This is a genomic window from Pseudozobellia thermophila (assembly GCF_900141855.1).
Classification (GTDB): Bacteria; Bacteroidota; Bacteroidia; order Flavobacteriales; family Flavobacteriaceae; genus Pseudozobellia; species Pseudozobellia thermophila.
The window spans coordinates 306,149-331,914 of the sequence record NZ_FQYU01000002.1; the positions used below are offsets into that span (position 1 = coordinate 306,149).

A 25,766-nucleotide genomic window follows, 5' to 3' on the forward strand; every position below is an offset into this window, starting at 1 on the left:
ATATTTAACGACAAACACTACACCATGATCAAAAGAACACTTTTCATTTGCACCATGATCAAAAGAACACTTTTCATTTGCACCATGATCAAAAGAACACTTTTCATTTGCAGCCTCGTGATACTCGCCAATTGCGGGTCTTACAATTCCATCGATTCATTCTACAATGCCCACAAGGAAGACGACCAGGTAACTGCGGTACGCATACCGCGTTTTATGTTGTCGATGATCGGCAATATTTCGCCCGAAATGAAAACGCTAGTAGGCAATACCAAAGACCTGCGCTATATGCAGTTTCCCAGTGCCACCCCTGAACGTACTTCCTTCCTCAACAAGCAAATGAACGGTATTACGGGGAATTCGTTTATCGAGGTCTATCGAAAAAACGACAACCTTAAACGAAATATCATATCTATTAGGGAAAGGGGGAATGCGGTCAAGGAAATCCTGATATACAACAATAACAACCTCAATGGCTCCTTCCTTTATTTCAACGGCAATTTCGACCCGGTAAAAGTAAGGCAAATGGCCCAAAACGAGGAATTTCAAAACCTGGGTGCCAATTTGATCGATCAATATCAAATGAGCCCGCCGCAAAACTGAACCCATTCCTTCTTCCATGAAAGAGCAATTCCGGCATAACAAGGAAGACGTTTACCTAACACATTAACTCCACGGTCGGTATCGCCCCTGCCGTAGCATACCCTCGGCCCCATTGCCAAATTGCGCCTGCAATATCCAAAGACAAAGTTTAAGGGCACCAGCGATAATTCAGGGCATGTGCAAACCTTTATCCCAAATGAAGCCATTGATTTTAGAATCACCCTTGCTCCCTTTAATTGATTTCTTATTGTATTGAAGGGCAATGGTATATAAGAAATAGCCAAAAGGGGTACAGCCCCTTAGCTTCTTTGGGAACCCGACCCGGCAAGGAAAATCACATATATATCATTTGTAGATTTTCTGTTCGGTCTGCATTTATTAAATTAGCCCGCTTGTTAGCCCGGCTAGTAACTTAAACACTTAATTATGGTGCTTATCCCTATCACTTAACACTCACATGCAACCCTACCTTAACATCAGTAATTAAGGGGGCACCATTTGACACATCAACTTAACTCATGGACACTACTACAGATTATCAGCAATTTGAAGATTTAAACGAAGAGCAACTACCCGTCGCCAAACATAAATTACACGATTGGACCCATTTTGCCGGACTCTATGCCGCAGAGCACGTAGCAGCCACCGAATTTGTCATAGGGGCTACATTTGTCGCGCTCGGGGCCAAAACCATGGATATTCTCCTGGGCCTGTTGATCGGTAATATCCTGGCCGTTCTCAGCTGGACGTTTATTACCTCGCCCATTGCCGTAGACACTAGGCTTAGCCTATATACCTACCTGAACAAAATTGCCGGCGACTCTATGACCAAGCTTTATAATTGGGCCAATGTAATTATATTTTCGGTCATTTCCGCCGCCATGATCACCGTATCGGCCACGGCGGTGCGTTTTGCTTTTGACGTGCCGGCCCAGTTAAACTGGTACCCTACCAACCTGTGGTTTGTATTGATCGTATTTTGCGTAGGTGCCGTCGTGGTATCCATCGCCATTTATGGCTTTAATGCCGTTTCGGAATTTTCGGGCATATGCGCCCCTTGGCTCTTCGTTATGTTCACCAGTGGCGCCATGGTACTTTTACCCGCCCTCTCATTGGACGTTCTGGGGAAGACCCTGCCTGCCGGATGGAACGATTTTATTGCCCTGGGCGACCAGTCCATTTGGACGGGACTTGACAGCAACGGCGAGCCCGGTATAGGCCTCATAGAGGTCATCGGCTTTGCCTGGGCGGCCAATACGATTACCCATTTTGGACTCATAGACATGGCGCTTTTGCGTTTTGCCAAAAAGAAAATTTATGGCCTATCGACCAGTACGGGAATGATGTTCGGGCACTACGTCGCCTGGATCGCAGCAGGTATCATGGGTGCCGGTGCGGCCGTAATCATAGGGAAATCGATCGTGGAGCTAGATCCAGGGGATGTCGCCTATTACGCCTTGGGCTGGTCGGGCTTCGTCATCGTCATAGTGGCCGGGTGGACGACCGCTATCACCAACCTGTACCGCGCAGGCCTGGCGGCACAAGCTATTTTCCATAACCACTCGAGAAAGAAAACCACCATAGTGGTAGGATTGATAACCGTTGCCATCGCATGTTTCCCCTTCGTTTTTTCACAAATACTACCGCTGCTTACCTATGCCGGCCTATTGGTCGTTCCCGTAGGGGCCATCGTATTTGCCGAACACCAGATATTCCCTAGAATAGGTTATACCCGCTATTGGTCTTCGTACAGCCAACTGACTTTTAGCACCCCGGCAGTAGCCTCATGGGCATTGGGACTCTTGTTTGGTTTTGGCCTCAACGCCTTTAACGTCATGTCTTTCTTTTACCTGTTTATTCCCACATGGATATTTACGATCCTTGTCTATACCCTTATGGCGGGCCGATATGGAGCCAAGAAAGCCTATCCAGAAGCCCAGAAACAAGAGGAAATACGTCTCCAGAACATTGAAAAATTTCATGAACACAAGGCCAAATCGCAACCCTTGACCGTAAAGGACAATTCCTTTCTTACGCGGACACTACAGGTCATCTCGCTTATTACCTTGGTAATTACCCTTATTTTGGCCGCCATTACGCTATTCGGTAGTTCTGACGAGACCTTTTATGTGGAAAATCGCGAGGTATTTTACAAATACGCATTTATCTGCACCCTACTCTATTTTATAACAGCCTATTGGGCCCTTAAACGCGGAAAACAAAAAAAAGCAGCATTGTAATGAAAAACACCCTAACTCTGGAACAAAAGAACGTAGCGGAATTGGCAGGACGCATTCCTTGTCCTTCCTATGATAGAAACAACCTGGTATCGGGCATGGTGCATATTGGCGTGGGCGGTTTCCATCGTTCGCACCAAGCCTTTTACACCAATGCCCTTCAAGAGAAATACGGCGCACCCGAATGGGGCATCTGCGGTATCGGCCTGAGGGAGGGCGACCGCAAAATATACGACGTGCTGACCAAGCAAAACGGACTTTACACCTTGATCGTAAAGCACCCCGATGGCAAGGTAGCACCCAAGGTCATAGGTTCTATATGCGATTTTTTACTAGGCGTCGACGATGCCAAAAAAGTAATCGACCGCATGGCGGACCCGGCCACAAGAATTGTTTCCCTCACCATTACCGAGGGCGGCTATAATTTTAATCCATCTACGGGAGAATTCGACTTTGAAAACCGAGATATCCAGCACGACCTACAACATCCCGACGCACCTAAGACGGTTTACGGATTTTTGACCGCCTCCCTAAAAAAACGACGTGATAAAAACCTGCCGGCATTCACCCTAATGTCTTGCGACAATATTCAGCACAATGGCGATATGGCCCGTAAAATGTTGCTTGCCTTTGCCAAAAGGCAAGACACCGCCTTGGCCGACTGGATCGAACGCGAAGTTTGTTTTCCCAATAGTATGGTGGATCGTATAACACCGGTGACCACGGCCGCGGATATCGCCTATCTCGAAGAGAATTACGGTATTAAGGACGAATGGCCCGTAACCTGCGAACCCTTTATACAATGGGTGGTAGAGGACAATTTTTCGAACGGCCGACCTGAATTTGAAAAGGTTGGCGTACAATTTGTACCCGATGTAAAGCCCTACGAAAAAATGAAACTTCGTTTATTGAACGCAGGCCATTCGGTCTTGGGCATATTGGGAGCCTTACACGGCCACCCTACCATTAATGCCTGTATGGAAGACCCGACCTTCGTTACCTATTTAAGAACCTTTATGGACCGTGAGGCCACCCCTACCCTCGACGAGGTAAAGGGAATCGACCTTAACGCCTACAAGGATAGCCTACAGGAGCGTTTTGCCAACCCCAATATAAAGGATAGTGTAAGCCGCATCTGTTCTGAAAGTTCTGCCAAATTGCCCAAGTTCTTGTTTGAGACCCTTCAAGAGAATCTATCGGCGGAAAGAAGCATCGAGTTTATAACTCTGATCATTGCCGCTTGGTGCTATTACAGCGACAAACAGGCCGATAAGAACGGGCAGCCCCTGGAGATTATCGATGCCATGCAAGAGGAGCTTCACCAAGCCGCAAAGCAAACCGCAACGGATCCCTTGGCCTTTATTAAACAAGAATCCCTTTTCGGAAACCTTGCGAAAAACGAGCGTTTTGCAAAATCATATGTAAATATGGTAGGGAAAATTTACAAGGATGCCGATGTTAAAAAATATATGGAAACCATGATATAAGTTCATCTTTTCAAGATACGGACGAACATCCCTGAAAATAAAAAGAGCGGCCATAAGCCGCTCTTTTTGTATCTATTTCATCTGAGTTTAAACCAGCTCTACCTTAACGGCGTTCAGACCTTTTTGGCCTTGTTGCGTTTCGTAGCGTACTTGGTCGTTCTCCTCGATTTCATCGATAAGGCCCGATACGTGTACGAAAACATCTTCACTTGAATCGGTCGGTGTTATAAAACCAAAACCTTTGTCATTGTTAAAAAACTTTACTGTTCCTTCTTGCATAATTGTAATATATTAATTTTTAAAATTTATCTGCTATTCATTGGCGAATGTGCGGGCCTACATTAAGGTTAACACCTATGTTACCTACCCATTCCATTGGATATAGCTATCCATTTTTATATTGTTTTAAGTGCTTTGGACGGGAATCATATCCGTGCGTCCCAAGTCTTTGAGCATTTGAAAATGCTTGATTACCGCTGTTAAAAAAGAGCCATTGGTGTGATAGGGCAATCCGAATTCCTCCGCCGTCCGTTTTACGATCGGGGCTATTTTTCTATAGTGGACATGTGATATGTTCGGAAAAAGGTGATGCTCTATCTGATGTGTAAGCCCTCCTACCAACCAAGACAGGACCACGCTTTTTTGAGCAAAATTACAGGTCGTCTCCAACTGATGTGCCAAGCGACCGGAATCTAAGTTTCCGTTTTCATCCGGTAGCGGAAAAGCGGCGTCGGGAGATACATGGGCCGTTTGAAAGACCAAGGATATACTTAACCCGGTTACAAAGTGCATTGCCAAAAAGGCCAGTACTACCGTCCATGGGGCAAAAGCCGTTAAAACGATCGGCAATACCAAGGCGTAGGAATAATACACCACTTTCCAAGCCGCGATCTTGAACAAACCTTTTATATAGGTCTTGCGGTCCTTGATCAGTCCTAATTTATAATACCTCTTGTACCTGATAAAATCTTTGGAAGTGACCCACGAAATCGTCGACAAACCGTAAAAGAACCATGCATACCAATGTTGGTACCTGTGCAGTTTGTTTCTTTTTGCATGGGGCGAAAACCGAAGAAAGAACGGGGCGTTTATATCATCGTCGTGTTCTTCGATGTTGGTAAAACTGTGGTGCAGCACATTGTGCTGTAACCGCCATACCTTATCATTGGCCCCAATTAAATTTATGGTATAGCCCATGAGTTTGTTAACGATCTTGTTTTTTGAGTAAGATCCGTGTATGGCATCGTGCATTACACCCATGCCAATACCCGCCATACCCAATCCACTTAGAATATACAATCCGAACAATAAGGGAATACTGGTTATAGGGGCGAAAATGATAAATGCCAATGGCGTAAAAAACAGCAAGAGCATAAAAATGGTCTTTATAACCATGCGTTTGTTGCCGTACCTACTTTTTTTGGCGGTCTTGAAATATTCGGATACCCGAAGCTTCAATGTCTTTGAAAAATCAGAACTAACTGATTTTGAAAATCTTAATGTTTTGATATGAAAAGAAATTAGTTAAACAAAAATTACTTCGAAAAAAGGGTAAAAATGGTATTTGATCTTGTAATCAAATGAAAACGTTGAAGTAAACTCTAAGGAAAATTGCTTAACGAAGAACTACTAAAAAGCAGGGTATTTTTACTGTTTTAATCTTGTCCACAAAACAATGCTTTGTTTCATGAATTGGTTACAAATGTACTGAAATTATCGGGCCAACCCTAAGAATTGGGCCACAATTACCACAGAGCCGTTTTCCCCACACCCCATAAAAAAGGCCCGTAGCGCCCCGTATCATTACCACAAGCGACCAAGTACCTTCCCCAATTAATTAACTGTTTTTAACTTTTGAAACCTAAGCCCTATTCATCGACAAAGCGAATATTACCGAAATACGGGGAACAAAAAACCGATGTATTTGCCAATAAACCCAACCATCGCAAGAAAAACATTCCCCCTTCTATACTTTTTTTTTTGCTACGTACCCCCATCGGGTGAATTATTGTTCCCTAAATTAGTATTTTCCCATCCCATTTAAATGGTGCCTTCGGGTTGGGCCAGAAAAAGCAAGGCATTGACGACCTGTTAGCTGGACGCAAAAACAAGATTTCGCACTTTGAACCAAATACCCGACATATCATTCCAAGGAAAGGACGATGCTACGGACATCGAATTTTTAAAGGTTTCCGAATTATTTGAAAGAATCAAAGACCATCCCACCCATGATCCAAGGCAACCCCATCGAATAAGCTTTTTTGCCTTATTGTTCATTACCGAAGGTTGGGGCAGGCATCTAATAGACCTCAAAACGTTTACCTTAAAAAAGGGATGTGTCCTAAAGATAGCCAAAGGTCAGGTTCATGCCTTTCAAGGGCCCCTGGATTATGATGGTTATCTGGTAATCTTTACCGAAGATTTTGTTTTAAAATACTTTTCAAAATCGTCAATTGACTCCATCTCCCACCTGTACAACTACCACATTTCCGAGCCCTTGGTCGCGAAATGCCCCTTTAACGAAACATTTATCAAAGAGAGCGAACAGGAACTTGCAACAGGAACCTCGGACACCCAAAAGAATATTGTCGCCAAATTGCTCGAGTTGTACTTGTTGAGATTGGAACGCCTATCACAGAGCTACGTCTCCGTCCCCACGAACAAAAAGCATTATCCACTTTTCTTTCTGTTCAAGACCCTGGTCGAAAAAAACTATAAGGAAATGCGCAACGTAAAAGACTATGCCGAAACCATGTCAATCACCCCCAAACACCTGAACCATATCGTCCAGACCTTTACTTTAAACACCGCCAAGAGTTTCATTGACCAATATGTCGTCCTCGAGCTGAAGAGAACCATGCTCAGTACCGACCTAAGCATTAAGGAAATTGCCTATACCCACGGATTCGACGAGGTCACCAACTTTACAAAATTCTTTAAAAAGCATACGAACCTGACCCCAAAACAATACAAGATGGGCCTATAGCCCCTTGGTTTCAGATTTACCATTCTTGGCCCTCATTTACCTTTATATGGCCTACAGGCATCCCTACCTTTGCCCTTTACATTGATGCGCGTTTCATTACCTTTATTGGAAATAGGGTGGAGCGAAAAGCTCCCTATACGTCCAAGAGCAACCGAAAACAGCGCCCAATACGATGTAATGAATTTAAACAAAGAATTATGAGTCAAGTTGCAATATGCCCTACCTGTGGCGCCAAATCGAAAATCAAGGAAAAAAACGGAAACATTTCGTACCAAGCGGTTCAAGACGATGAAGTGTTTAAAAAAGTAGGCCAGCTCAAGAAGGCCATGGAAAAATTCAAGGAAAAGGCCGAAAAACTTGAGAAGGAATTGGAACGGCTTAAATCGGAAAAACAATCTTAATCCTTACGAAAAACATGAAAATAGCGGTAACATCGGCAAGCGGACAATTAGGGTCGGCCATAACAAGGCAATTGATCGAGGAAATTGGGGAAGCGCATGTAATCGGCATCGCCCGTACCCCAAAAAAGGCCGAACACCTGGGGGTTGAGATACGAAAAGGGGATTACAACAACCGGGGCGAATTTGAAGCGGCCCTAAAGGGTGTCGACAAAGTACTCTTGGTCTCGGGTATGGACGATCCCCAAAAAAGGATCGGACAGCACAGAAACGTTATTGGGGCGGCCAAGTCGAACGGGGTAAAAAAGATCGTGTACACGAGCATCATAGGCGACGAAAACCAAACGGCATTTCAACCGATCGTAAAAAGTAACCGGCAAACCGAAGAAGACCTTAGGAATTCGGGACTGGAATGGGCAATCGGCAGAAACGGTATTTATATAGAACCCGACCTGGAGTATTTAGACCATTATGTGGCGGCCGGGGAAATCAGCAATTGCGCGGGTGACGGCAAGTGCGCCTACACCAGCAGAAATGAATTGGCCCAAGCCTATACGCAGATGCTTTTGGGCGACGAACACAACGGACAGACCTATAATTTGGCCGGGGAACCCATTACCCAGGCCGAATTGGCCCGGTTGATCAATCAGGTATACGGGACCAAACTGGTATACAGGCCCGTATCGGTAGCCGCGTATGAACAGGACAGAAAGGCCGAGCTTGGCGAGTTTATGGGAACCATCATAGCCGGCATTTACGAAGGCATTTTGAACGGTGCCAACGATGTGCCCTCCGATTACGAAAAAGCGGCCGGCAGGCCCCATCTGTCCCCGTTGGAGCTCATAGAGAACTTCAAACTCGGATAGGAAGAACAACAAGGGTTAAGGCATTCCTTTGTTACCGGGGGATGCCCTGCCCCCTAGCCGATTCTGGCCCAAAGGCAAAGAAAGACGCCCCTCCTTTACCAAATTACTACCGATACGACCTTCGGCTTTCGAGGATGACGGAGGCCAATATCAAAAAACCGCCAAAAATGGTCCTCCATCCGGGCAATTCGGAAAGAAAGATCGCCCCGATGATTATGCCGTACACCGGTTGTATACAACTCAAAATACTCACCGTTGTCAACGAAAAATGCTTAAAACAATTGATGAACATGGTATGGCCGACCACCGTTGTTATCAAGGCGAGGCCCAATAACGCCGGGGCGTAACTTATAACCTCTTCCGTGGCATAAAAGTAGTATGTAGGCAGTAACAAAACGGCCAACACACCCATTTGATAAGTCATCAACACAGAGCCCTCATAGCGGTCGACCTTGGTCTTGAGTATCAGGTTCCTGACCGCATAGGCCAAGGCCGAAAACAGGCCGAAGCCAATGGCGACGGTACTCGAGTTTTCCAAGTTAAAATCGGGTACCAATAGGTAAATCCCGATAAGCACCATCAGCCCCAAAAGCAGGTGTAGTTTTTGAAACCGGGTCTTTAAGAACAAAGGTTCGAGAAAGGCGGTCATGACGGGATAGGTAAACAAAGACAACATACCGATGGCCACATTCGACAGCTGCAGGGCATGAAAATAACTGATCAAGTGGACCCCCATCAATAGGCAACAAATAAAGATAGGCCACCTGTCCCGCGCGTTCAATCGAAACGAAACGCCCCTTATCTTGCAATAGACGACCAAGAACACAAAGGCCAGAAGGGCCCTCACCTCTATGGTCAATGGGGCGGGCAGGACTATAAATTTTCCAAAAGGACCCGAAGTCGACATAAAAAGCATGGCCAAATTTATCTCGAGGAAATTACGGGCGTGGTTCCGTTCTGTCATCCGCTCCTATCTTCTAACAGCCAAGGCCTTTTCCCGAATTATTTCGGCCACCGGACGGTTCTCTAGATGGCTTTCCAACCAAGAAATAATATCCAAATACAAAAAGGCCCTTTTTTCGTAGGGGTGGTCTTCGTACTTTTTGAGTTCGGTGTACAATTTTTGAAATTCGTTTCTCAGTTCGCTGGGGTATATGTTGCCCAAATTGCGCAAGAACTTGATCATTTCCTTTTGCACGGCATGTAGGTCGTTCATCTTTAAAAGGAACTTATAGGTACTTTTTAACTGCACCTCCAAATGATAGTCCATTCCCGCCTCGTAATGGGCGACAAGACTAAGTACCCGGGCAAAGCACATTAAGTCTTCGCGCATCTTCAGGTTTTTGTTGTTGATGATTTTCTTTAGGTATTGGATACAGGTCTTGTTATCGCCAATGCCAAAATACAGGCAGGCTATCTTGTAATACAACACCATAATATGGTGTACATCTATACGGTCTTTGTGCTTGTTGATGCCGTATTCGACAATCTTTACCAAATAGAGCCCCTGCTGAAAGGTTCCCTCCAAAAAATGAAAGTTCAACCTGTTGGCATTTATATACAAAAAAGCCAGTGAGGCTATGTTGTCGTTCTTTGGAAAGCCCTTGCTCTCTACCACCTCTTCCAAGCGGTCTAAGGTGGTCTTGAACTGGGAACTGTACTTTACGTAGAAAAGCGACTCCAACAAATAGTGGTTGCCCTTTAAAAAGAAGACCGGGTTCAATGCGATTTGCTCCTCGTGCTCGTAGAAAAGATCGACCCATTTACTCGCATATTTGTACGAGGAAAGAAAATCCTGTATTAAAAAACTGTACCAAAGATGGGCCTTGTACAGCCATAGCTTTTCACGAAAGCCCAACCTTTCGATCTGGTACTTTGGCAAATGCTTTTCGAAATAGTTCCTTACCCGTTGATAATCCTCATCGCTGCGCACATACCCAACCTTGAGCATCATTCCATAAAGCTGAAGGGACAGGTTCGACAACTTGCTGGTAATCACGTTTTGGGCGGAGAGTTCCTTGGCCTGCACGGCCAGTTCATTGGCCCTATCGGGTATACTTCGGGTAATGTACTGGGTCTCGATAATCTTTTCGAACTCTACGATTTCATAGGCTATGTTCTTCTCCTCGTTATCGATGGCCATAGACTTGGCCTTTTCCAATATTTTAAGACTCTGCTTGTACAGCCCCTTTTGATAAAGAATGGTGGCAAAATCCAACTGCTCCCGAATTTGGATCCGAATGGTTTGGTTTACGGGGTTAAGGCGAAGGCTCACCAAAATTTGTTTGTACAAATGGGCCTTTAGGTTGGAAAGTTGGGCCTTTTTTACGATCCCCGATTCCAAAATAGCCTTTTCATCATATTTTTTTAGACGGTCAAGAAGATTGAAAAGGGCCAAAAACTTGGCATCGGTATTCACTCCCAAACGTCCAACATACAATTTGAATTGTCGCTTTTCTGATTTTGATAGTGATTTCACGAGCACGAACAACGCATCCCTGTGCACATTTGTCATCGTAAAAAGTATAGTTTAGATTATTGTTTATCAACGTTTTAAGCACTTTGAAAACTTATTAAACGTTGTACATTTTTTTTTAAAACCTTAGGTGTTTTAACCTATTGGTTATATATTCGTAATGGTTAGCTAAACTACATAAATATAATGAGTAAAGATAAGGTACAGATTTTTGATACTACGCTAAGAGATGGGGAGCAGGTGCCCGGCTGCAAATTGGATGCCGAGCAAAAATTGGTCATTGCGGAACGATTGGATGAACTAGGTGTGGATATAATCGAGGCGGGTTTTCCTATTTCAAGTCCTGGCGACTTTAAATCTGTTGCCGAAATTTCCGACTTGGTCAAAAATGCTTCGGTATGCGGACTTACCCGGGCGGTGAAAAAAGATATCGAAGTTGCGGCAGAAGCACTTAAGACCGCAAAAAAACCTAGAATACATACCGGTATCGGGACTTCGGACTCGCATATTAAATACAAGTTCAACTCCACCAGGGAAGAAATCATCGAACGCGCCATCAGTGCCGTAAGCTATGCAAAGACCTTTGTTGAAGATGTGGAGTTCTATGCCGAGGATGCCGGTCGAACCGACAACGAGTTTTTGGCCAGGGTCTGTGAGGCCGTCGTAAAGGCCGGAGCAACGGTGCTCAACATTCCGGATACCACGGGATATTGCCTACCCGAGGAATACGGGGCAAAAATCAAGTACCTAAAGGAAAACGTAAAAGGCATACACAAGGCCACCCTCTCCTGCCATTGCCACAACGACCTCGGACTCGCCACCGCCAACTCCATTGCCGGGGTGATCAACGGGGCCAGACAAATAGAGTGTACCATAAACGGGATAGGCGAACGTGCGGGCAACACCTCCTTGGAGGAAGTGGTGATGATCATGCGCCAGCACCCCAGCCTGAACCTTGATACCAATATCAACAGCAAATTACTTTACGATACCAGCCGGATGGTTTCCGAGAAAATGGGAATGATCGTCCAGCCCAACAAGGCCATTGTCGGTGCAAATGCCTTTGCTCATAGTTCGGGCATTCACCAAGACGGCGTCATAAAGAACAGGGAAACCTATGAAATTATCGATCCGGCCGATGTCGGCGTCAACGAGTCGTCGATCGTGCTCACCGCGCGAAGCGGAAGGGCCGCCCTGGCCTATCGCGCCAAGATCGTGGGCTACGAATTGACAAAAGTGCAACTAGACCACGCGTACCAAGAGTTTCTGAAATTTGCCGATTTGCACAAGGAAATTACGGACGAGGATATTCCCAAAATCATGGAGGCGGCCAATCTCGACCTGGCCAGTTTCTCTTGATGGCCGGCTGTCATTTTACCGATCCGACGTAATTTTAGTCCCTTTTTTGCTAATTTGTCATCATTTTTTTTGACCTTAGCCACATGCCAAATTAAAACTTTTGTTTGTAAGGCCACTGATAATGGGAGGCAAGCAGTGAAAAAGAACTACGTATGCAGCTAAAAATCGCTCTTCTTGGTGGAGACGGAATCGGACCCGAAGTTTTGGCCCAGTCCGTCAAGTGCCTCAAGGCCATCGAGGAAACCTTCAACCATAGTTTTGAATATGTTGAAGCTTCCGTCGGGGCCGTAGCTATTTCCAATACCGGAAAGCCCTTGCCCGACGCCACCCTAAAACTGTGCCGGGAAGCCGATGCCATTCTTTTTGGGGCCATCGGTTCCCTCGAATACGACAACAACCCCGACGCCCAAGTACGACCCGAACAAGGGCTCTTGGGGCTACGAAAGGAATTGGGCCTCTTCGCCAACATTAGGCCCGTTAAAATGTTCGATTCGCTCATTGCCAATTCACCTCTAAAAGAGCACATTGTACGAGGAACCGATTTGGTGATTTTTCGCGAACTGACCGGAGGTATATACTTTGGCAAAAAGAGCATCAGTGAAGACGGTACCCGGGCTTCCGATGTATGCGAATACACCGAGGACGAGATTGGCAGGGTAACCCACCTTGCCTTCAAGGCGGCCAAAAAACGCAGAAAAAAATTGACTTTGGTCGACAAGGCCAACGTCCTCGAATCGTCACGCCTTTGGCGAAAAACCGTATCCGAGATCGCAAAATCCTACCCCGACGTCGAACTGCAGACCATGTTCATCGACAATGCCGCAGTGCAGATGATGATGAACCCCACGCAATTCGATGTCATTTTGACCGATAACATGTTCGGCGATATCCTCTCCGACCAGGGCAGTGTAATCATTGGTTCCGTAGGCCTGTTGCCATCGGCCTCGATAGGAAGGGAAAACGCCATGTTCGAACCCTTTCACGGGTCGTACCCACAGGCCAAGGGAAAAAACATTGCCAATCCGGTCGCCTCCATATTGAGTACCGCCATGCTGTTGCAACATTATGGCCTAAACGAGGAGGCCAATGCCATCGTATCGGCCGTAAACGAATCGTTTATCAAAAAAGTAGTGACCTTGGATGTCTTGGGAAGCAGCAAATACGGCACCGATTACGTCGGCGACTTTATTTCAGAGCATATCGTCGATCCGGACGAAAACCTGAATATCAACGACGAAAATATCGGACTCGGCAAATCAACCATCATCTAAGTTGAAGCACAATATTTTGACCCGTCACCCCAAACGCCCGTTGCGAAGTGGTAAAATTCTTTTTAAATTCGACAGGTCGTAACCCTGTAAGGGGAAGGCTAAAAATCCCCCTTTGAACCCCGCAATCCGTTTACTCCCCCGCTAAAAATCAAATGCCATTGTGCCAAAATCGAGCCTAAAACTTACGACAAAAAAATAAATAATTCAGCTATGCACCTTGTTGAATGTCTTACCGCAATGTTTTACCTTTGCGCCCAATAAAATTAGCCGATGCAGATTTCATACAACTGGTTGAAACAATTTCTTAAGCTGGACTGGGAAGCCGATAAAACAGCTGAATTACTTACCGACCTAGGTCTTGAAGTTGAAGGGATTAGCCCCTTCGAATCGATAAAGGGAGGTTTAAAGGGCATTGTTGTGGGCGAGGTCCTCACATGTGAGAAACACCCGAATGCGGACAAATTGAAAATTACCACGGTCGATATTGGACAAGACACCCCCCTAAACATTGTTTGCGGGGCCCCAAACGTGGCCGCAGGGCAAAAAGTACCCGTAGCGACCATCGGCACGACACTTTATACTCCCGAAGGGGAAGCATGGAAAATCAAGAAAGGGAAGATACGCGGCGAAATAAGCGAAGGCATGATCTGTGCCGAGGATGAGCTCGGCCTGGGCAACAATCACGAGGGCATCATGGTATTAAACGACGACCTGTTGCCCGGCACCCCGTGTTCGGAGGTCTTTTCGATAGAAAACGATGAGGTCTTCGACATAGGCCTTACCCCCAACCGCGCCGACGCCATGAGCCATTTCGGCGTGGCGAGGGACCTGAAGGCCGGGTTGAGACAAAAGGAAATCAATAAGGAATTGATCACCCCCTCGATCAGCAACTTTAACGTCGATAATCGCTCGTTGAAAATGCAAGTCGAGGTCGAAAACAGCAAATTGGCCCCTAGGTATTGTGGGGTAACGATGAGCAACCTTATCGTACAACCTTCACCCGATTGGTTGAAAAACAGGTTGCGGTCCATAGGACTAAAGCCCATAAACAACGTGGTCGACGCCACAAATTACGTGCTCCATGAGCTAGGACAACCCTTGCACGCCTTCGATGCCGACCGAATTCACGGAAAAAAGGTCATCGTAAAGACCTTGCCCGCCGGCACCAAGTTTATGACCCTCGATGGCGAGGAACGGGAATTGCACGAAGACGACCTCATGATCTGCGATTCGGAAAAGCCCATGTGCATAGCGGGCGTCTTCGGGGGAATCAATACCGGGGTAACGGAATCGACCACCTCGATATTTTTGGAAAGCGCCTACTTCGATCCCGTTTCCATACGCAAAACCGCCAAAAGACACGGACTCAACACCGACGCTTCCTTTAGGTTCGAAAGGGGCATCGATATAGAAAATGTCGAATACGCCCTTAAGAGAGCGGCCCTGCTGATCAAAGAGATCGCCGGAGGGGACATCACTTCGGATGTAGAGGACTTCTACCCCAAAAAAATCGAAGAGCACCAGGTTTTTCTGACCTTCGAAAAAACCTACTCGCTTATCGGCCAAAAAATACCGCAAGACACCATAAAGTCGATACTGGCTTCGTTGGACATTAAGGTAAAAAGCGTTACCGAAGCCGGACTCGGCCTATCGATACCCTCCTACAGGGTCGATGTGCAGCGCGAAGTAGATGTTATCGAAGAAATACTCAGGGTCTACGGCTATAACAATATCGGTGTAAAGAACAAGATAAATGCCTCCGTGGCACCCGTTTCGAAATTCGACGACCACAAACTGCAATCGAAAATCGGGGACCAACTGGCCTCGACGGGCTTCTACGAGATCATGACCAATAGTTTGAGCTCACCCAACTACAGTTCGTTGTTGAACGATGAAAAGGAAGGAGCCCCCATTACCATGCTCAACCCATTGAGCAATGAATTATCGGTAATGAGGCAATCCATGCTCTTTTCGGGCTTGGAGGCCCTGGCCTACAACATCAACAGAAAAAAGCAGAACCTCAAGTTCTTCGAATTCGGAAAGACCTACCATCAAAACGCGGCCGAAAGAATAGAGAATAAGCACCTGAGCCTCTTTGTGACCGGAAACCGAAATAACGGCAGTTGGATCGGCGGGGACACGAAATCGGACTTCTTTTTCGTAAAGGCCGTTGTAGAAAACATACTCGAGCGCTTGGGCATCGCCCAAAGCGTGCCATCTCCTACCGAAAATACGGTTTTATCGGAAGGCATCACGTTATCCTTAAAGTCAAAACCCCTTGTATCCCTAGGCTTGGTCAAAAAGGATATATTAAACGCATTGGGCATAAAGCAGGAAGTAATCCATGCCGATTTCAATTGGGACAACGTCATAGCCCTTGCCAGCAAGAACAGCATACTTTACCGAGAAATCCCCAAACACCCCGAGGTGAAACGCGATTTCGCCCTATTGTTGGACGAGGGCGTTTCCTTTCAACAGGTGTATGAACTTGGCCTTAAAACGGAACGGAAGCTATTGAAACAAATCAGCCTTTTTGACGTCTATACAGGTAAAAACCTTCCGGAAGGCAAAAAATCCTATGCCGTTAGTTTTACACTGCAAGACACCCAACGTACGTTGACCGATAAGCAAATCGACAAAATAATGGACAAGTTGCAGAAGCGTTATGAGCAGGAGCTCGGCGCCGAACTGCGCTAAGACCTGACTTTTTGGGGTAGAATGACACTGTCGATCTCGTGTATGACGCCGTTCAACTGATTGGAGTCGGCCACGACTATCTTGGCCTGGTTGCCATAACCATCGGTCAGTACGATGTCAAGGCCTTCCATGGTTGCGGTGATATCATCACCGTTAACGGTGGTAAAGGTCGCCTTGCCCCGGCCCCGGCACATGGCCTTTAAGATTTTCGAAGCCGATAGATTGCCGGCCACGATATGGTAGGTCAACAAATCCTTCAATTCCTTTTTGTTCTCAGGGTCCATCAAATCCTCAACGGACTTTCCCGATAGCTTTTCAAAGGCCGAATCGGAAGGTGCAAAAACGGTAAAAGGCCCGGATTGATCGAGAAGCTCTTCCAAATCGGTGGCCTTCATGACGGCCAACAGGGTTTTATGACGCTCCGAATGCGCCGTAGTGTTGATTATGGAATTTTTGCCCCCATTTGAGAAGTTCTCCTGGGCAGAAGTAATACCGGTTACGGCGAGAAAAAGAAATACGAGGAATCTTGTATGTAATTTCATTCGAATTGGTTAAATATTTTAACTAAAAACCCGATGAACGGCAACTTTTGTCGACAAATAACGATCAATGCAGGGGGTTTACAAAAAAAATTAATGATATTTTTTAATTTTTAACATATTATTAACATTTGAATTCGCGGGGCCAAGCTCAATCGCAGGGTGAAATCGCTAATTTTGAGTATAATGCAAAAAAAAGAAGGAGATGCTGAGAAAGACCAACATTAAGGATAAACTGGACCGTGAACGGACCCTTAGGGAATCTTCGGCCCATTTACTCGATGAAGTCCGAAGGATTTTACAGGAAAACGAAGCTGAGCGCAAAAGAATAAGCAACACCATCGCCGATGGTACGCCCCAAGCCGCCAACCGCTTCGACTTTGATTTATTGGAAACGGACAAGATATACCATATCGACCATATCCGTAAGATTTGCATCGACTACCGACTGCGCTTTTTAGCCTCTTCCTATTTTAAGGGAAGAATACCCCCGGAAGCCATTACAAAAATCAGGGAACTCGAACGAATCCATCAAACCGAGGTCAATGGACTAAAAATACTGGCCCCTTCCAAACTCTTTAAACTTGAGGACAAGGACGACCCACTGTTGTTTGCGCCCATAGGCAACGATTACTTCTATTTGATCCACAAATGGGGCAACGACCTCCACCCTCTGAGAAAATGGCTTATGTGGCCCTTCAAGAGCATCGTAAACCTAACGCTGGTGGTTGCGCTACTGAGTTACTTGCTCACCCTGATGATTCCCGAAGGCTTGTTTTCGAGGAACAACAGCAGCGCCGAGTTTTGGATCATTTTCCTGTTTATGTTCAAGTGCATGGCATCGGTCGTAATTTTTTACGGCTTCGCCCTCGGAAAAAACTTTAGTCCTGCCATATGGGACAGCAAATACTACAACACATAGGAATCGATTCTCAAACAACCCCAAGAAAGAAAGAAAGAAAGAAAGAAAGAAAAGGGCCGCACCTAATCGATAAAAATGGCATAGGGTACCCCTTCGGTATCCAGGTTATCGATAAGCTTGGGGTCGGGCGCCGGCTTGATCCTTAGGAGTCCCCCTTTATCGCTGCTCCCTGTCTTCTTATACCCTATCAGTATGTAGTTGTTATTTTCATCAAAAGACACCATGGTGGTACTCTCTATCGCGTATTCAAATTTTCGCTGTGTTTCGGTAAGAAAGTTTTCATAGGCGTATAGTACGGCAGCGTTGTTCGAAAAGTCATACACGGCGGAAATTACCGGATAAACACTGTGGTTATCCGCTATCATATCGTAGTACATTTTACCGCTGTCGTCGAATGTTTTTGTCAAGGCCTGGGCAAAGTTGGGTTCGCTTCCTTCTTGGTACATTGTGCTAGTGATAGCCAAGGTAGTGCCATCTATGGTCAAGTGCAGGCCGTCGTAACCTACGATTATATTCCCTTCGCCCCCCGTAAAGATCGTCCTTGCGCCTGTTGACAGCACCTCGCTATGGATAACGGCCTTCGTGTTGGAGTCGATAACGGCCAATCCATTTTTGCCCGTATCGTCCTCATCCAAGGTCAGAACAAAGAGCCGCTTGTTGGCAAAGGCCATTTGAAGGGGTTTTTCATCAAGAAGCACATCGATGCCCCCATTCTCGTCCGAAGTGGCATCAAGTACCCTTACATAGTATTTTTTCTTCTTTGGCGATACTTCCGTTTCGTAAGCGATATAAATTTCCGTCGCCGTTGTCAAAATGGAATTTGCGGTGAGCCCACAAGGCTCCAAATCGTCGAAGACCGAATAGGTGTGCGCGCGCCCCTCGTTAAAATCGTGAACGGTAATCTCGCCTCGGCAATCTCCTCTCGTATAATACAAACCCAATACACCGTCGCCTTGAAAACGCAACTGTGGTTCTTCGGCAACCTCAAAAGAGCTTTCCGTTTCACTCACGGAAAGTTCTTCGCCTTGCACCAAAAGATCAAGGCCCGATAGGGTGCCCTTATTGTTCAAAATCAAGGAATACGAAGCTTTTACTCCTTTGTTATTGTCGGTGGGATTACTGCCATCATCAGATTTTGTACAACCAATGATAGCCAGTGCCAATAAGGCACAGAACAGATTGTAGGTTTTCATGATGTAAGAATTTAGGACGATAAAGCATCTTAGAAAGACCCGGCGTACATTTTCTCGCGCTGCTCTTTCAATACTTTATCCGACATATATTCTTCAAACGACAAATACCTGTCAATGTTGCCCTTGGGCGTCAATTCTACAATTCTATTGGCAACCGTCTGGGCAAACTCGTGGTCGTGGGTAGTAAACAAGACCGTACCCTTGAAGTTTTTGAGCGAATTGTTAAAGGCGGTTATACTCTCAAGGTCCAAATGGTTGGTGGGCTCATCGAGCATCAGCACATTGGCCCTCATCATCATCATCCTACTCAACATACACCTTACCTTTTCCCCTCCTGAGAGTACGGTGCATTTTTTCAAAGCCTCTTCCCCGCTGAACAACATTTTTCCCAAGAAGCCCCTTATGTACACCTCTTCGCGCTCTTCCTCGGTTTTCGCCCACTGCCTGAGCCAATCGACCAAACTGATGGGTTCGGTAAAGAACCCGGAGTTATCGGCAGGCAAATAGGATTGGGTGGTGGTTACCCCCCATTGGAATTCTCCTTGGTCGGCTTTTCGCTGACCGTTGATTATATCGTAAAAGGCGGTGGTCGCCCTCGAATCCTTTGAAATGACCGCCACTTTATCTCCCTTTGCCAAATTCAGGTTGACGTTTTGGAAGAGCACATCGCCATCCTCGGTCGTGGCCGACAATCCCTCAACATTTAAAATTTGGTCTCCTGCCTCCCTTTCCCTCTCAAAAATTATGGCCGGGTATCGACGGCTCGATGGTTTGATGTCCTCGACCTTAAGCTTCGACAGCATCTTTTTTCGCGAGGTGGCCTGTTTGCTCTTGGCCACGTTGGCACTGAAACGGGCGATAAATTCTTGAAGCTCCTTGGCTTTTTCCTCGGCCTTTCTATTTTGTTGCGCCCGCTGCCTTGCGGCAAGCTGGCTGCTCTCGTACCAAAAGGTATAGTTGCCCGAATACAGGTTCATCTTGCCAAAATCGATATCCGCGATATGGGTACATACGGTATCCAAAAAGTGTCTGTCGTGGGAGACGACTATCACCGTATTCTCATAGTCGGCCAAGAAGTTTTCCAACCAACTGATCGTTTCGTAATCGAGGTCGTTGGTAGGCTCATCCATAATCAAAACGTCAGGATTGCCAAAAAGGGCCTGGGCCAACAATACCCTTACTTTCAGTTTTGAGTCCATGTCGGCCATGGTGGTAAAGTGCAGGTCTTCCGAAATGCCTAGGTTGGAGAGGAGGGCCGCAGCATCGCTGTCGGCGTTCCAACCGTTCATTTCCTCGAACTGTACCTGTAACTCCCCTATCTTATCGGCATTCTCGTCGCTGTAATCGGCGTATAGGGCATCAATTTCGGTCTTAATGGCAAAAAGAGGCTTATTACCCATTACCACGGCCTCCAAGACGGTTGCCTCATCGTAGGCATTGTGGTTCTGTTCCAAGATCGACATCCGCTTACCAGGTTCAAGCGACACACGCCCCGAGGTAGGTTCCACTTGACCTGAAAGTATTTTAAGAAAAGTCGATTTTCCGGCTCCGTTTGCGCCGATGACCCCATAACAGTTTCCTTCCGTAAACGTTACGTTGACCTCGTCGAACAAAACTCTCTTACCAAACTGAACGGATAAATTCGATACTGATAACATAGGGCTCCCTTTTTAAAATCCGTGCAAAAATACAGAAATTTATATGCCTGCACCAATAATCTTTGTTTCTAAACCATTCGTCCAAAATCATTAACTTAACCCCCTAACTTTTAACTCACTATTAACAGCCTAGCCCCTAGGGTTGTTTAATTTTGTTAGGCATACGGCAGATATATGACATATGAATAAACATTTACTCTTTCTTTTTCTCTTGGTATTGGTTGGTTGTGGTAAGGGAAAGGAAGTTTCCCAAAAAGTTTATTTTGCAGGCGAAATAGTAAACCCCACAGATAACTATGTGGTTCTTTTTAAGGGGGATGAAGTCATAGATTCTGCAAGGCTGGACGAAACGAACCGTTTTTCTTTTGACCTGGATTCCCTTTCCGAGGGGTTGTACCACTTCAACCACGAACCGGAGGTTCAATACATCTACCTTCAACAGGGCGACAGTATCGTTATACGGCTCAACACCGTCGATTTTGACGAGTCCCTTATCTTTAGTGGCCGAGGCGAGGAAATCAACAATTTTCTTCTCGAACTGTTTTTGGCCAATGAGGAGGAAGCCAACGTAATACGCTCTTACTACTTTCTCGAAGCCGAGGAATTTGCAGGAAAAATCGATTCCTTAAAAGACGAGAAACTACAAGCCCTGGCCGATTTGATGATGGACGCCAACTTATCGGAAAAGGAGGAAAAGATAGCCAGGACCAGTGTTTTTTACAATTACAACATGTATAAGGAGGTCTACCCCTTTCGACACAAAGGGCGAACCAAAAACGACGTCATCAACGAGTTGCCCGCCGGGTTCTACGATTACCGGACCCAGCTTACCTTTAACGATAAAGACCTGACCTATCTGCGTCCTTATTACAACTTTGTTAAGAACCATATAGGCAACCTGAGCTATACGACGTGCGCCCGTGCCTGTGACATAGAGCAAAAAATCGTCCGCAACCAATTGCACTTCAACCAGCACAAGCTGCATATAATAGACAGCCTGGTACAGGAAAAGGAACTCAAGGACAACCTTTTTAGGAATGTGGCCTTTGACTACCTGCTCAAAGTACACGATTCGGAGAAAAACAATGACGAATTCATCCGGGGCTTCCATCAATTGTCGAGCAACAACCGGCATATCGAGGAAATCAATGCCCTCTATGAAGGGATCAAGAACATTCAACCCAATAAAAAGATACCCGCCGTACAGGTTTTGGATGTCGATGGCAAAAAAGTTTCATTGCCCGAAATAGCAAAGGACAAGAATGCCGTCTTTTATTTTTGGTCGGGTATCGACCGGGCCCATTTCGAGAACATCAAGCGGAGGATCGCCAAACTCTCTGTCGAAAAACCCAAATACACCTATATCGGCATCAATATCAAAACCGAGGAAGGCCAGTGGAAGGCCCTTATGGAGAGTTCAAACCTCGATCCCACAAAGCAGTTTAGGGCCCCCAACTTCGAAGAGTTGACCAAAGCCCTGATCATTTACCCGCTCAACAAATGCATCGTTACCAAAGACGACGTCATCGTCGATGCCTTTGCCAATTTGTACGGGCCCTTATAAACGCAAAAAAGGGAGGACAAATCCTCCCTTTTCATTTTCATGCAAGCGTTTAAGACTACTGATTGCCTTTCTTGTAATCGGCCAAGAATTTCTCCAAACCACTATCGGTCAAGGGGTGCTTCAAAAGACCTGTAATGGAAGAAAGTCCCCCCGTCATTACATCGGCACCGATTTTTGCGCATTCCAGTACGTGCATGGTATGGCGGATCGATGCGGCCAAAATTTGGGTATCGAAACCATAGTTGTCGTAAATAAGACGGATCTCGGCAATTAAATTTAGGCCGTCGGTAGAGATATCGTCCAGTCTACCGATAAAAGGCGATACGTAGGTGGCTCCTGCCTTAGCTGCCAAAAGGGCCTGTCCGGCCGAGAAAACCAAGGTGCAATTGGTACGTATTCCCTTATCCGAGAAGTATTTAAGGGCTTTTACCCCATCTTTGATCATGGGGACCTTAACGACAATCTGCTCGTGAAGCTCGGCCAATTCTTCGCCCTCTTTGATAATTTCATCGAATTCGGTAGAAATTACTTCAGCGGAAACATCACCATCCACGATATTACAGATATCCACATAGTGCTTCAATATATTGTTTCTACCAGTAATACCTTCCTTGGCCATCAAAGATGGGTTGGTGGTAACCCCGTCAAGCACTCCCAATTGTTGCGCCTCACGAATCTGGTCCAAATTTGCTGTGTCTATAAAAAATTTCATTCGTACTGTTTTATTAGGTTTAGAATTAGATTAAAGTTTGAACAAGGGTCTATTTTGCCCGAAACCACGAATTTACAATTTATAATGCTTAAGTAAGAGTTTCTCGTAGAGTTTATCAGGCAAGAGCCCCTTGAGCAGGGTCGAAAATTTTTGCAAGGGCTCCCCTACTTTGTAATGAACCTTGGGATGCTTGGTTTCAATGATCTCCCATACTTTTTTTGCCACTGCAATGGGGTCGCCGCTGCTATCGACATCATCATCTATCATCTTAAGGGTTGCCATGTAAGCTTCCTTATAAGGAGAGTCGTCTTTGACCGGGGCATGATACCTACCTGCGGCGATATTGGTCCTAAAATCCCCGGGAGCAAGTGTACAGACCTTGACGCCAAAGCCCCTGACCTCCATCCTCAGGGCCTCGGTAGCAAGGCCCAAGGCCCCTTTTGTAGCCGAGTAGATCCCCCGAAAGGGCAGCCCCATATACCCCGCTATCGAGGTGATATTGATGATCAAGCCACTTTGTTGGGCCCTCATCTGCGGAAGTACCGCATGGGACACATTTATCGGACCATACAGGTTGGTATTGAAAACCCGTTGTATTTCACTGTTCGGCGTTTCTTCGATGGCACCTGTAATGCCCATTCCGGCGTTGTTCACCAATATATCTATACGTTGCTCCAAATCGATTACCTGACGCACCGCCCTATCGATGCTTTCCCGATCGGTCACATCGAGCTCGAGCAGATCGAACACTTCAAAATCGGGGTGCTTGTTCAAATCCCGGGTTGTTCCGTAAACCTTAAACCCTTTCGATTTTAAAAAAAGACCTATTGACTTTCCGATACCCGAAGATCCTCCGGTAATAAGTACCACCTTTTTTTCCATATGCGTGCAAAGTAACAAATAAAATAGGGAGATGTGAAGTAAAAATTGAGAGGCAAAACCGTGGGCCTACCACCTTGGGGATACCTAAGGCACCTATAGGCCGGCCTTAAAAAAAAGACACAAAAAAAAGGCAAGCTACCTACATCGCACCGCTACAACCATATACCCTTGCTGCGTTCCCGCCCTGGGGGATTCTACAGGAGCTGGTCGTGTAGGACTTGCCCGGCCGCAAATATACAACCTTTTGCGGTTTACACAATCGTTTCGCCCCTTATTTTATATTCAAATATTGACGGGAGTTCGTTATTTTTGTCCATTATATCCGGTCGCCAACGACTTTAAAATACAATCCAATGAATACCCTAAAATTTTTCTCAACGAGCTTGCTGTTTCTTTTTATGGCCTGTGGCGGAGACCCCTCCCCCGCCGATCTGTTCGAAATAGACCTGGCTTCCAACAGCAAAAAATTTCAACAAAACCAAAGCGTTGCCGTATCCATAAAAAACAAGAAGAACATAGATATAGGGGAGGTTACCTATTTTCTTGAGGGAAACCCACTTGAACTAAGGGACGGCAAACTGACCTTGGAAGCCCCCACCTTGGGCGACAAGACCCTAAAGGCCGAGATCAAATACGAAGACCAAACGGTAGCGGTTACCAAGGATATAAAACTGCTTTCACCAAAAGCACCGGAAATCTACACCTACAAAATACTCAACGAGTACCCCCACGACAACAAGGCCTACACCCAAGGTTTGGAGTTTCACAACGACACCCTGTACGAAAGCACCGGTAAAAAGGGCCGGTCTTCTTTGAGAAAGGTAGATTGGAAGACCGGGGAACCTATTCAACAGGTCGATTTGGAAGACAATTACTTTGGCGAGGGCATTACCATCATGAACAACAAAATTTATATGTTGACATGGCGGAGCGGGATAGGTTTTATCTACGATTTAAACAATTTGGAGCGAATAGACAGTTTCCGATACGGCAAAAGCAAGGAAGGCTGGGGCTTGACCAACGACGGAAAGAGCTTGTTCAAAAGTGACGGTACCGAAAAAATATGGATCCTAAATCCCGACACCTTGGTAGAGGAAGGGGCCATTGAAACCGTTACCCACAAATCAATTAACGACAGCGCCAACGAATTGGAGTACGTAGACGGCAAAATTTACGCCAATGTATACCAAAAACCGAGCGTCATGATCATCGACGCCAAAAGTGGGGCCATCGAAGGCGTAATCAACTTCAGCGGCTTAAGCGCAAAGGTCACCCACCACGCGACATGGAGCGACACCGACAACGTACTCAATGGAATAGCCTACCATCCTGGGCGTAAAACCTTCTTCGTTACCGGAAAGGAATGGGACAAAATGTTCGAGGTCATTATTGAAAAAAAGTAAATGCAAAAATACCAAAAGACCTTAGTTGTAGAAAAGGACGACCTCGATGAGCTAGACCACGTAAACAATGTACGTTATGTACAATGGATACAGGATATTTCCAAGGAACATTGGCTCAAGGTCTGTCCCGAGGAAATTCGAAATACCAGTATTTGGGTCGTTATGACCCATCACATCACCTATAAGTTTGCCGCCAAATTGGGGGATGTCATCAACATTGAGACCTATATCTCAAAAAGCAAGGGAGCCAGATCTGAACGGATCGTTGAAATGCACGACGCCCGAACGGGACAGCTTTTATTGCATTCCAAGACCGAATGGTGCCTGTTGAACTCAAAAAGTTTAAAACCGGTGCGCATTCCCGAAGAAGTAAAAAAAATGTTTCATCCATAGTCCCTGCCCCAGCCCTATGGCCCTTCCATACCGTGCGCAACATTGCCTGGGAGCGCGGGCACTTTATGCGATTGACCGTATCGCGCCAAGTATTTCCCCAAAGGCAACCGGAACATTTCG

Annotated in this window: 22 protein-coding genes and 1 other RNA gene; 13 read left to right on the forward strand and 10 right to left on the reverse strand. The window is 46.0% G+C overall.

Annotated elements, in window-relative coordinates; translation table 11 throughout:
• The first annotated feature begins 24 nt into the window (after positions 1–24).
• The 3 genes from BUB37_RS06720 (at position 25) to BUB37_RS06730 (ending at position 4,327) form a co-directional block, all read left to right on the forward strand.
• Positions 25–603 (forward strand): DUF4252 domain-containing protein, encoded by a 579-nt coding sequence (locus tag BUB37_RS06720; protein WP_244526750.1) that lies wholly within the window; start codon positions 25–27, stop codon positions 601–603.
• Positions 604–1,121: 518 nt separating this feature from the next.
• Complete coding sequence (locus tag BUB37_RS06725; protein ID WP_072990717.1) at positions 1,122–2,843, forward strand: purine-cytosine permease family protein; 1,722 nt, start codon at positions 1,122–1,124, stop codon at positions 2,841–2,843.
• Positions 2,843–4,327, forward strand: coding sequence for a mannitol dehydrogenase family protein (locus BUB37_RS06730; protein ID WP_072990721.1), 1,485 nt, complete (start codon positions 2,843–2,845; stop codon positions 4,325–4,327). The genes BUB37_RS06725 and BUB37_RS06730 overlap by 1 nt, the downstream gene beginning before the upstream one ends.
• A gap of 87 nt (positions 4,328–4,414) precedes the next feature.
• Here the strand turns inward: BUB37_RS06730 and BUB37_RS06735 are convergent, their stop codons facing one another.
• Positions 4,415–4,606: a cold-shock protein gene (locus tag BUB37_RS06735; protein WP_072990724.1), complete on the reverse strand. Its 192-nt coding sequence runs from the start codon at positions 4,604–4,606 to the stop codon at positions 4,415–4,417.
• Positions 4,607–4,732: 126 nt separating this feature from the next.
• Positions 4,733–5,785, reverse strand: coding sequence for a fatty acid desaturase family protein (locus BUB37_RS06740; RefSeq protein WP_317616548.1), 1,053 nt, complete (start codon positions 5,783–5,785; stop codon positions 4,733–4,735).
• A 664-nt stretch (positions 5,786–6,449) separates the two neighbouring features.
• Between BUB37_RS06740 and BUB37_RS06745 the strand changes: the two genes are divergently transcribed.
• The 3 genes from BUB37_RS06745 (at position 6,450) to BUB37_RS06755 (ending at position 8,577) form a co-directional block, all read left to right on the forward strand.
• On the forward strand, positions 6,450–7,313 hold the full coding sequence (locus tag BUB37_RS06745) for an AraC family transcriptional regulator (RefSeq protein WP_072990727.1): 864 nt from the start codon (positions 6,450–6,452) through the stop codon (positions 7,311–7,313).
• Positions 7,314–7,510: 197 nt separating this feature from the next.
• Complete coding sequence (locus BUB37_RS06750) at positions 7,511–7,714, forward strand: hypothetical protein (protein ID WP_072990730.1); 204 nt, start codon at positions 7,511–7,513, stop codon at positions 7,712–7,714.
• Between the two features lie 14 nt (positions 7,715–7,728).
• Positions 7,729–8,577, forward strand: a complete 849-nt coding sequence (locus tag BUB37_RS06755) for an SDR family oxidoreductase (protein ID WP_072990733.1) — start codon at positions 7,729–7,731, stop codon at positions 8,575–8,577.
• 106 nt (positions 8,578–8,683) lie between these two features.
• Here BUB37_RS06755 and BUB37_RS06760 read toward each other — a convergent pair whose 3' ends face one another.
• Positions 8,684–9,541, reverse strand: coding sequence for a DMT family transporter (locus BUB37_RS06760; protein WP_072990735.1), 858 nt, complete (start codon positions 9,539–9,541; stop codon positions 8,684–8,686).
• Between the two features lie 6 nt (positions 9,542–9,547).
• Entirely contained in the window at positions 9,548–11,092 is a 1,545-nt protein-coding gene (locus BUB37_RS06765; RefSeq protein WP_072990739.1) for a hypothetical protein, read from the reverse strand.
• Positions 11,093–11,239: 147 nt separating this feature from the next.
• Between BUB37_RS06765 and BUB37_RS06770 the strand changes: the two genes are divergently transcribed.
• The 3 genes from BUB37_RS06770 to pheT all read left to right on the forward strand — a co-directional run bounded on the left by BUB37_RS06770 (position 11,240) and on the right by pheT (position 16,380).
• Positions 11,240–12,412, forward strand: coding sequence for a 2-isopropylmalate synthase (locus BUB37_RS06770; RefSeq protein WP_072990742.1), 1,173 nt, complete (start codon positions 11,240–11,242; stop codon positions 12,410–12,412).
• 152 nt (positions 12,413–12,564) lie between these two features.
• Positions 12,565–13,683 (forward strand): 3-isopropylmalate dehydrogenase, encoded by a 1,119-nt coding sequence (gene leuB, locus BUB37_RS06775; RefSeq protein WP_072990746.1) that lies wholly within the window; start codon positions 12,565–12,567, stop codon positions 13,681–13,683.
• Between the two features lie 270 nt (positions 13,684–13,953).
• Positions 13,954–16,380: a phenylalanine--tRNA ligase subunit beta gene (gene pheT, locus BUB37_RS06780; protein WP_072990749.1), complete on the forward strand. Its 2,427-nt coding sequence runs from the start codon at positions 13,954–13,956 to the stop codon at positions 16,378–16,380.
• Here the strand turns inward: pheT and BUB37_RS06785 are convergent.
• The gene (locus BUB37_RS06785; protein ID WP_072990752.1) at positions 16,377–16,922 is read right to left on the reverse strand and encodes a fasciclin domain-containing protein; all 546 of its coding nucleotides are present in this window, start codon (positions 16,920–16,922) and stop codon (positions 16,377–16,379) included. The genes pheT and BUB37_RS06785 overlap by 4 nt on opposite strands.
• Positions 16,923–17,124: 202 nt before the next feature.
• On the opposite strand from BUB37_RS06785, the gene BUB37_RS06790 reads away from it, so the two are divergent.
• A complete protein-coding gene (locus BUB37_RS06790; RefSeq protein WP_072990755.1) occupies positions 17,125–17,841 on the forward strand; it encodes an ATP synthase subunit B family protein in 717 nt (238 codons plus the stop codon).
• Between the two features lie 62 nt (positions 17,842–17,903).
• Here BUB37_RS06790 and BUB37_RS06795 read toward each other — a convergent pair whose 3' ends face one another.
• Entirely contained in the window at positions 17,904–19,034 is a 1,131-nt protein-coding gene (locus BUB37_RS06795; RefSeq protein WP_072990758.1) for a hypothetical protein, read from the reverse strand.
• Positions 19,035–19,063: 29 nt separating this feature from the next.
• Positions 19,064–20,692, reverse strand: coding sequence for an ABC-F family ATP-binding cassette domain-containing protein (locus BUB37_RS06800; RefSeq protein ID WP_072990760.1), 1,629 nt, complete (start codon positions 20,690–20,692; stop codon positions 19,064–19,066).
• Positions 20,693–20,873: 181 nt separating this feature from the next.
• On the opposite strand from BUB37_RS06800, the gene BUB37_RS06805 reads away from it, so the two are divergent.
• A complete protein-coding gene (locus tag BUB37_RS06805; protein WP_072990762.1) occupies positions 20,874–22,256 on the forward strand; it encodes a transaldolase in 1,383 nt (460 codons plus the stop codon).
• Positions 22,257–22,311: 55 nt separating this feature from the next.
• On the opposite strand, the gene fsa is transcribed toward BUB37_RS06805, so the two are convergent.
• The 3 genes from fsa to ffs form a co-directional block, all read right to left on the reverse strand.
• On the reverse strand, positions 22,312–22,968 hold the full coding sequence (gene fsa, locus BUB37_RS06810) for a fructose-6-phosphate aldolase (protein ID WP_072990765.1): 657 nt from the start codon (positions 22,966–22,968) through the stop codon (positions 22,312–22,314).
• Between the two features lie 72 nt (positions 22,969–23,040).
• Positions 23,041–23,850 carry an SDR family oxidoreductase gene (locus tag BUB37_RS06815; protein WP_072990768.1) on the reverse strand — a complete coding sequence of 270 codons (810 nt, stop codon included), beginning with the start codon at positions 23,848–23,850 and terminating at the stop codon, positions 23,041–23,043.
• Between the two features lie 125 nt (positions 23,851–23,975).
• Positions 23,976–24,074: signal recognition particle sRNA small type (ffs, locus tag BUB37_RS06820), an RNA gene on the reverse strand.
• A 129-nt stretch (positions 24,075–24,203) separates the two neighbouring features.
• Between ffs and BUB37_RS06825 the strand changes: the two genes are divergently transcribed.
• Positions 24,204–25,253, forward strand: coding sequence for a glutaminyl-peptide cyclotransferase (locus BUB37_RS06825; protein WP_072990772.1), 1,050 nt, complete (start codon positions 24,204–24,206; stop codon positions 25,251–25,253).
• Positions 25,254–25,646 carry an acyl-CoA thioesterase gene (locus BUB37_RS06830; protein ID WP_072990773.1) on the forward strand — a complete coding sequence of 131 codons (393 nt, stop codon included), beginning with the start codon at positions 25,254–25,256 and terminating at the stop codon, positions 25,644–25,646.
• Positions 25,647–25,766: the final 120 nt, after the last annotated feature.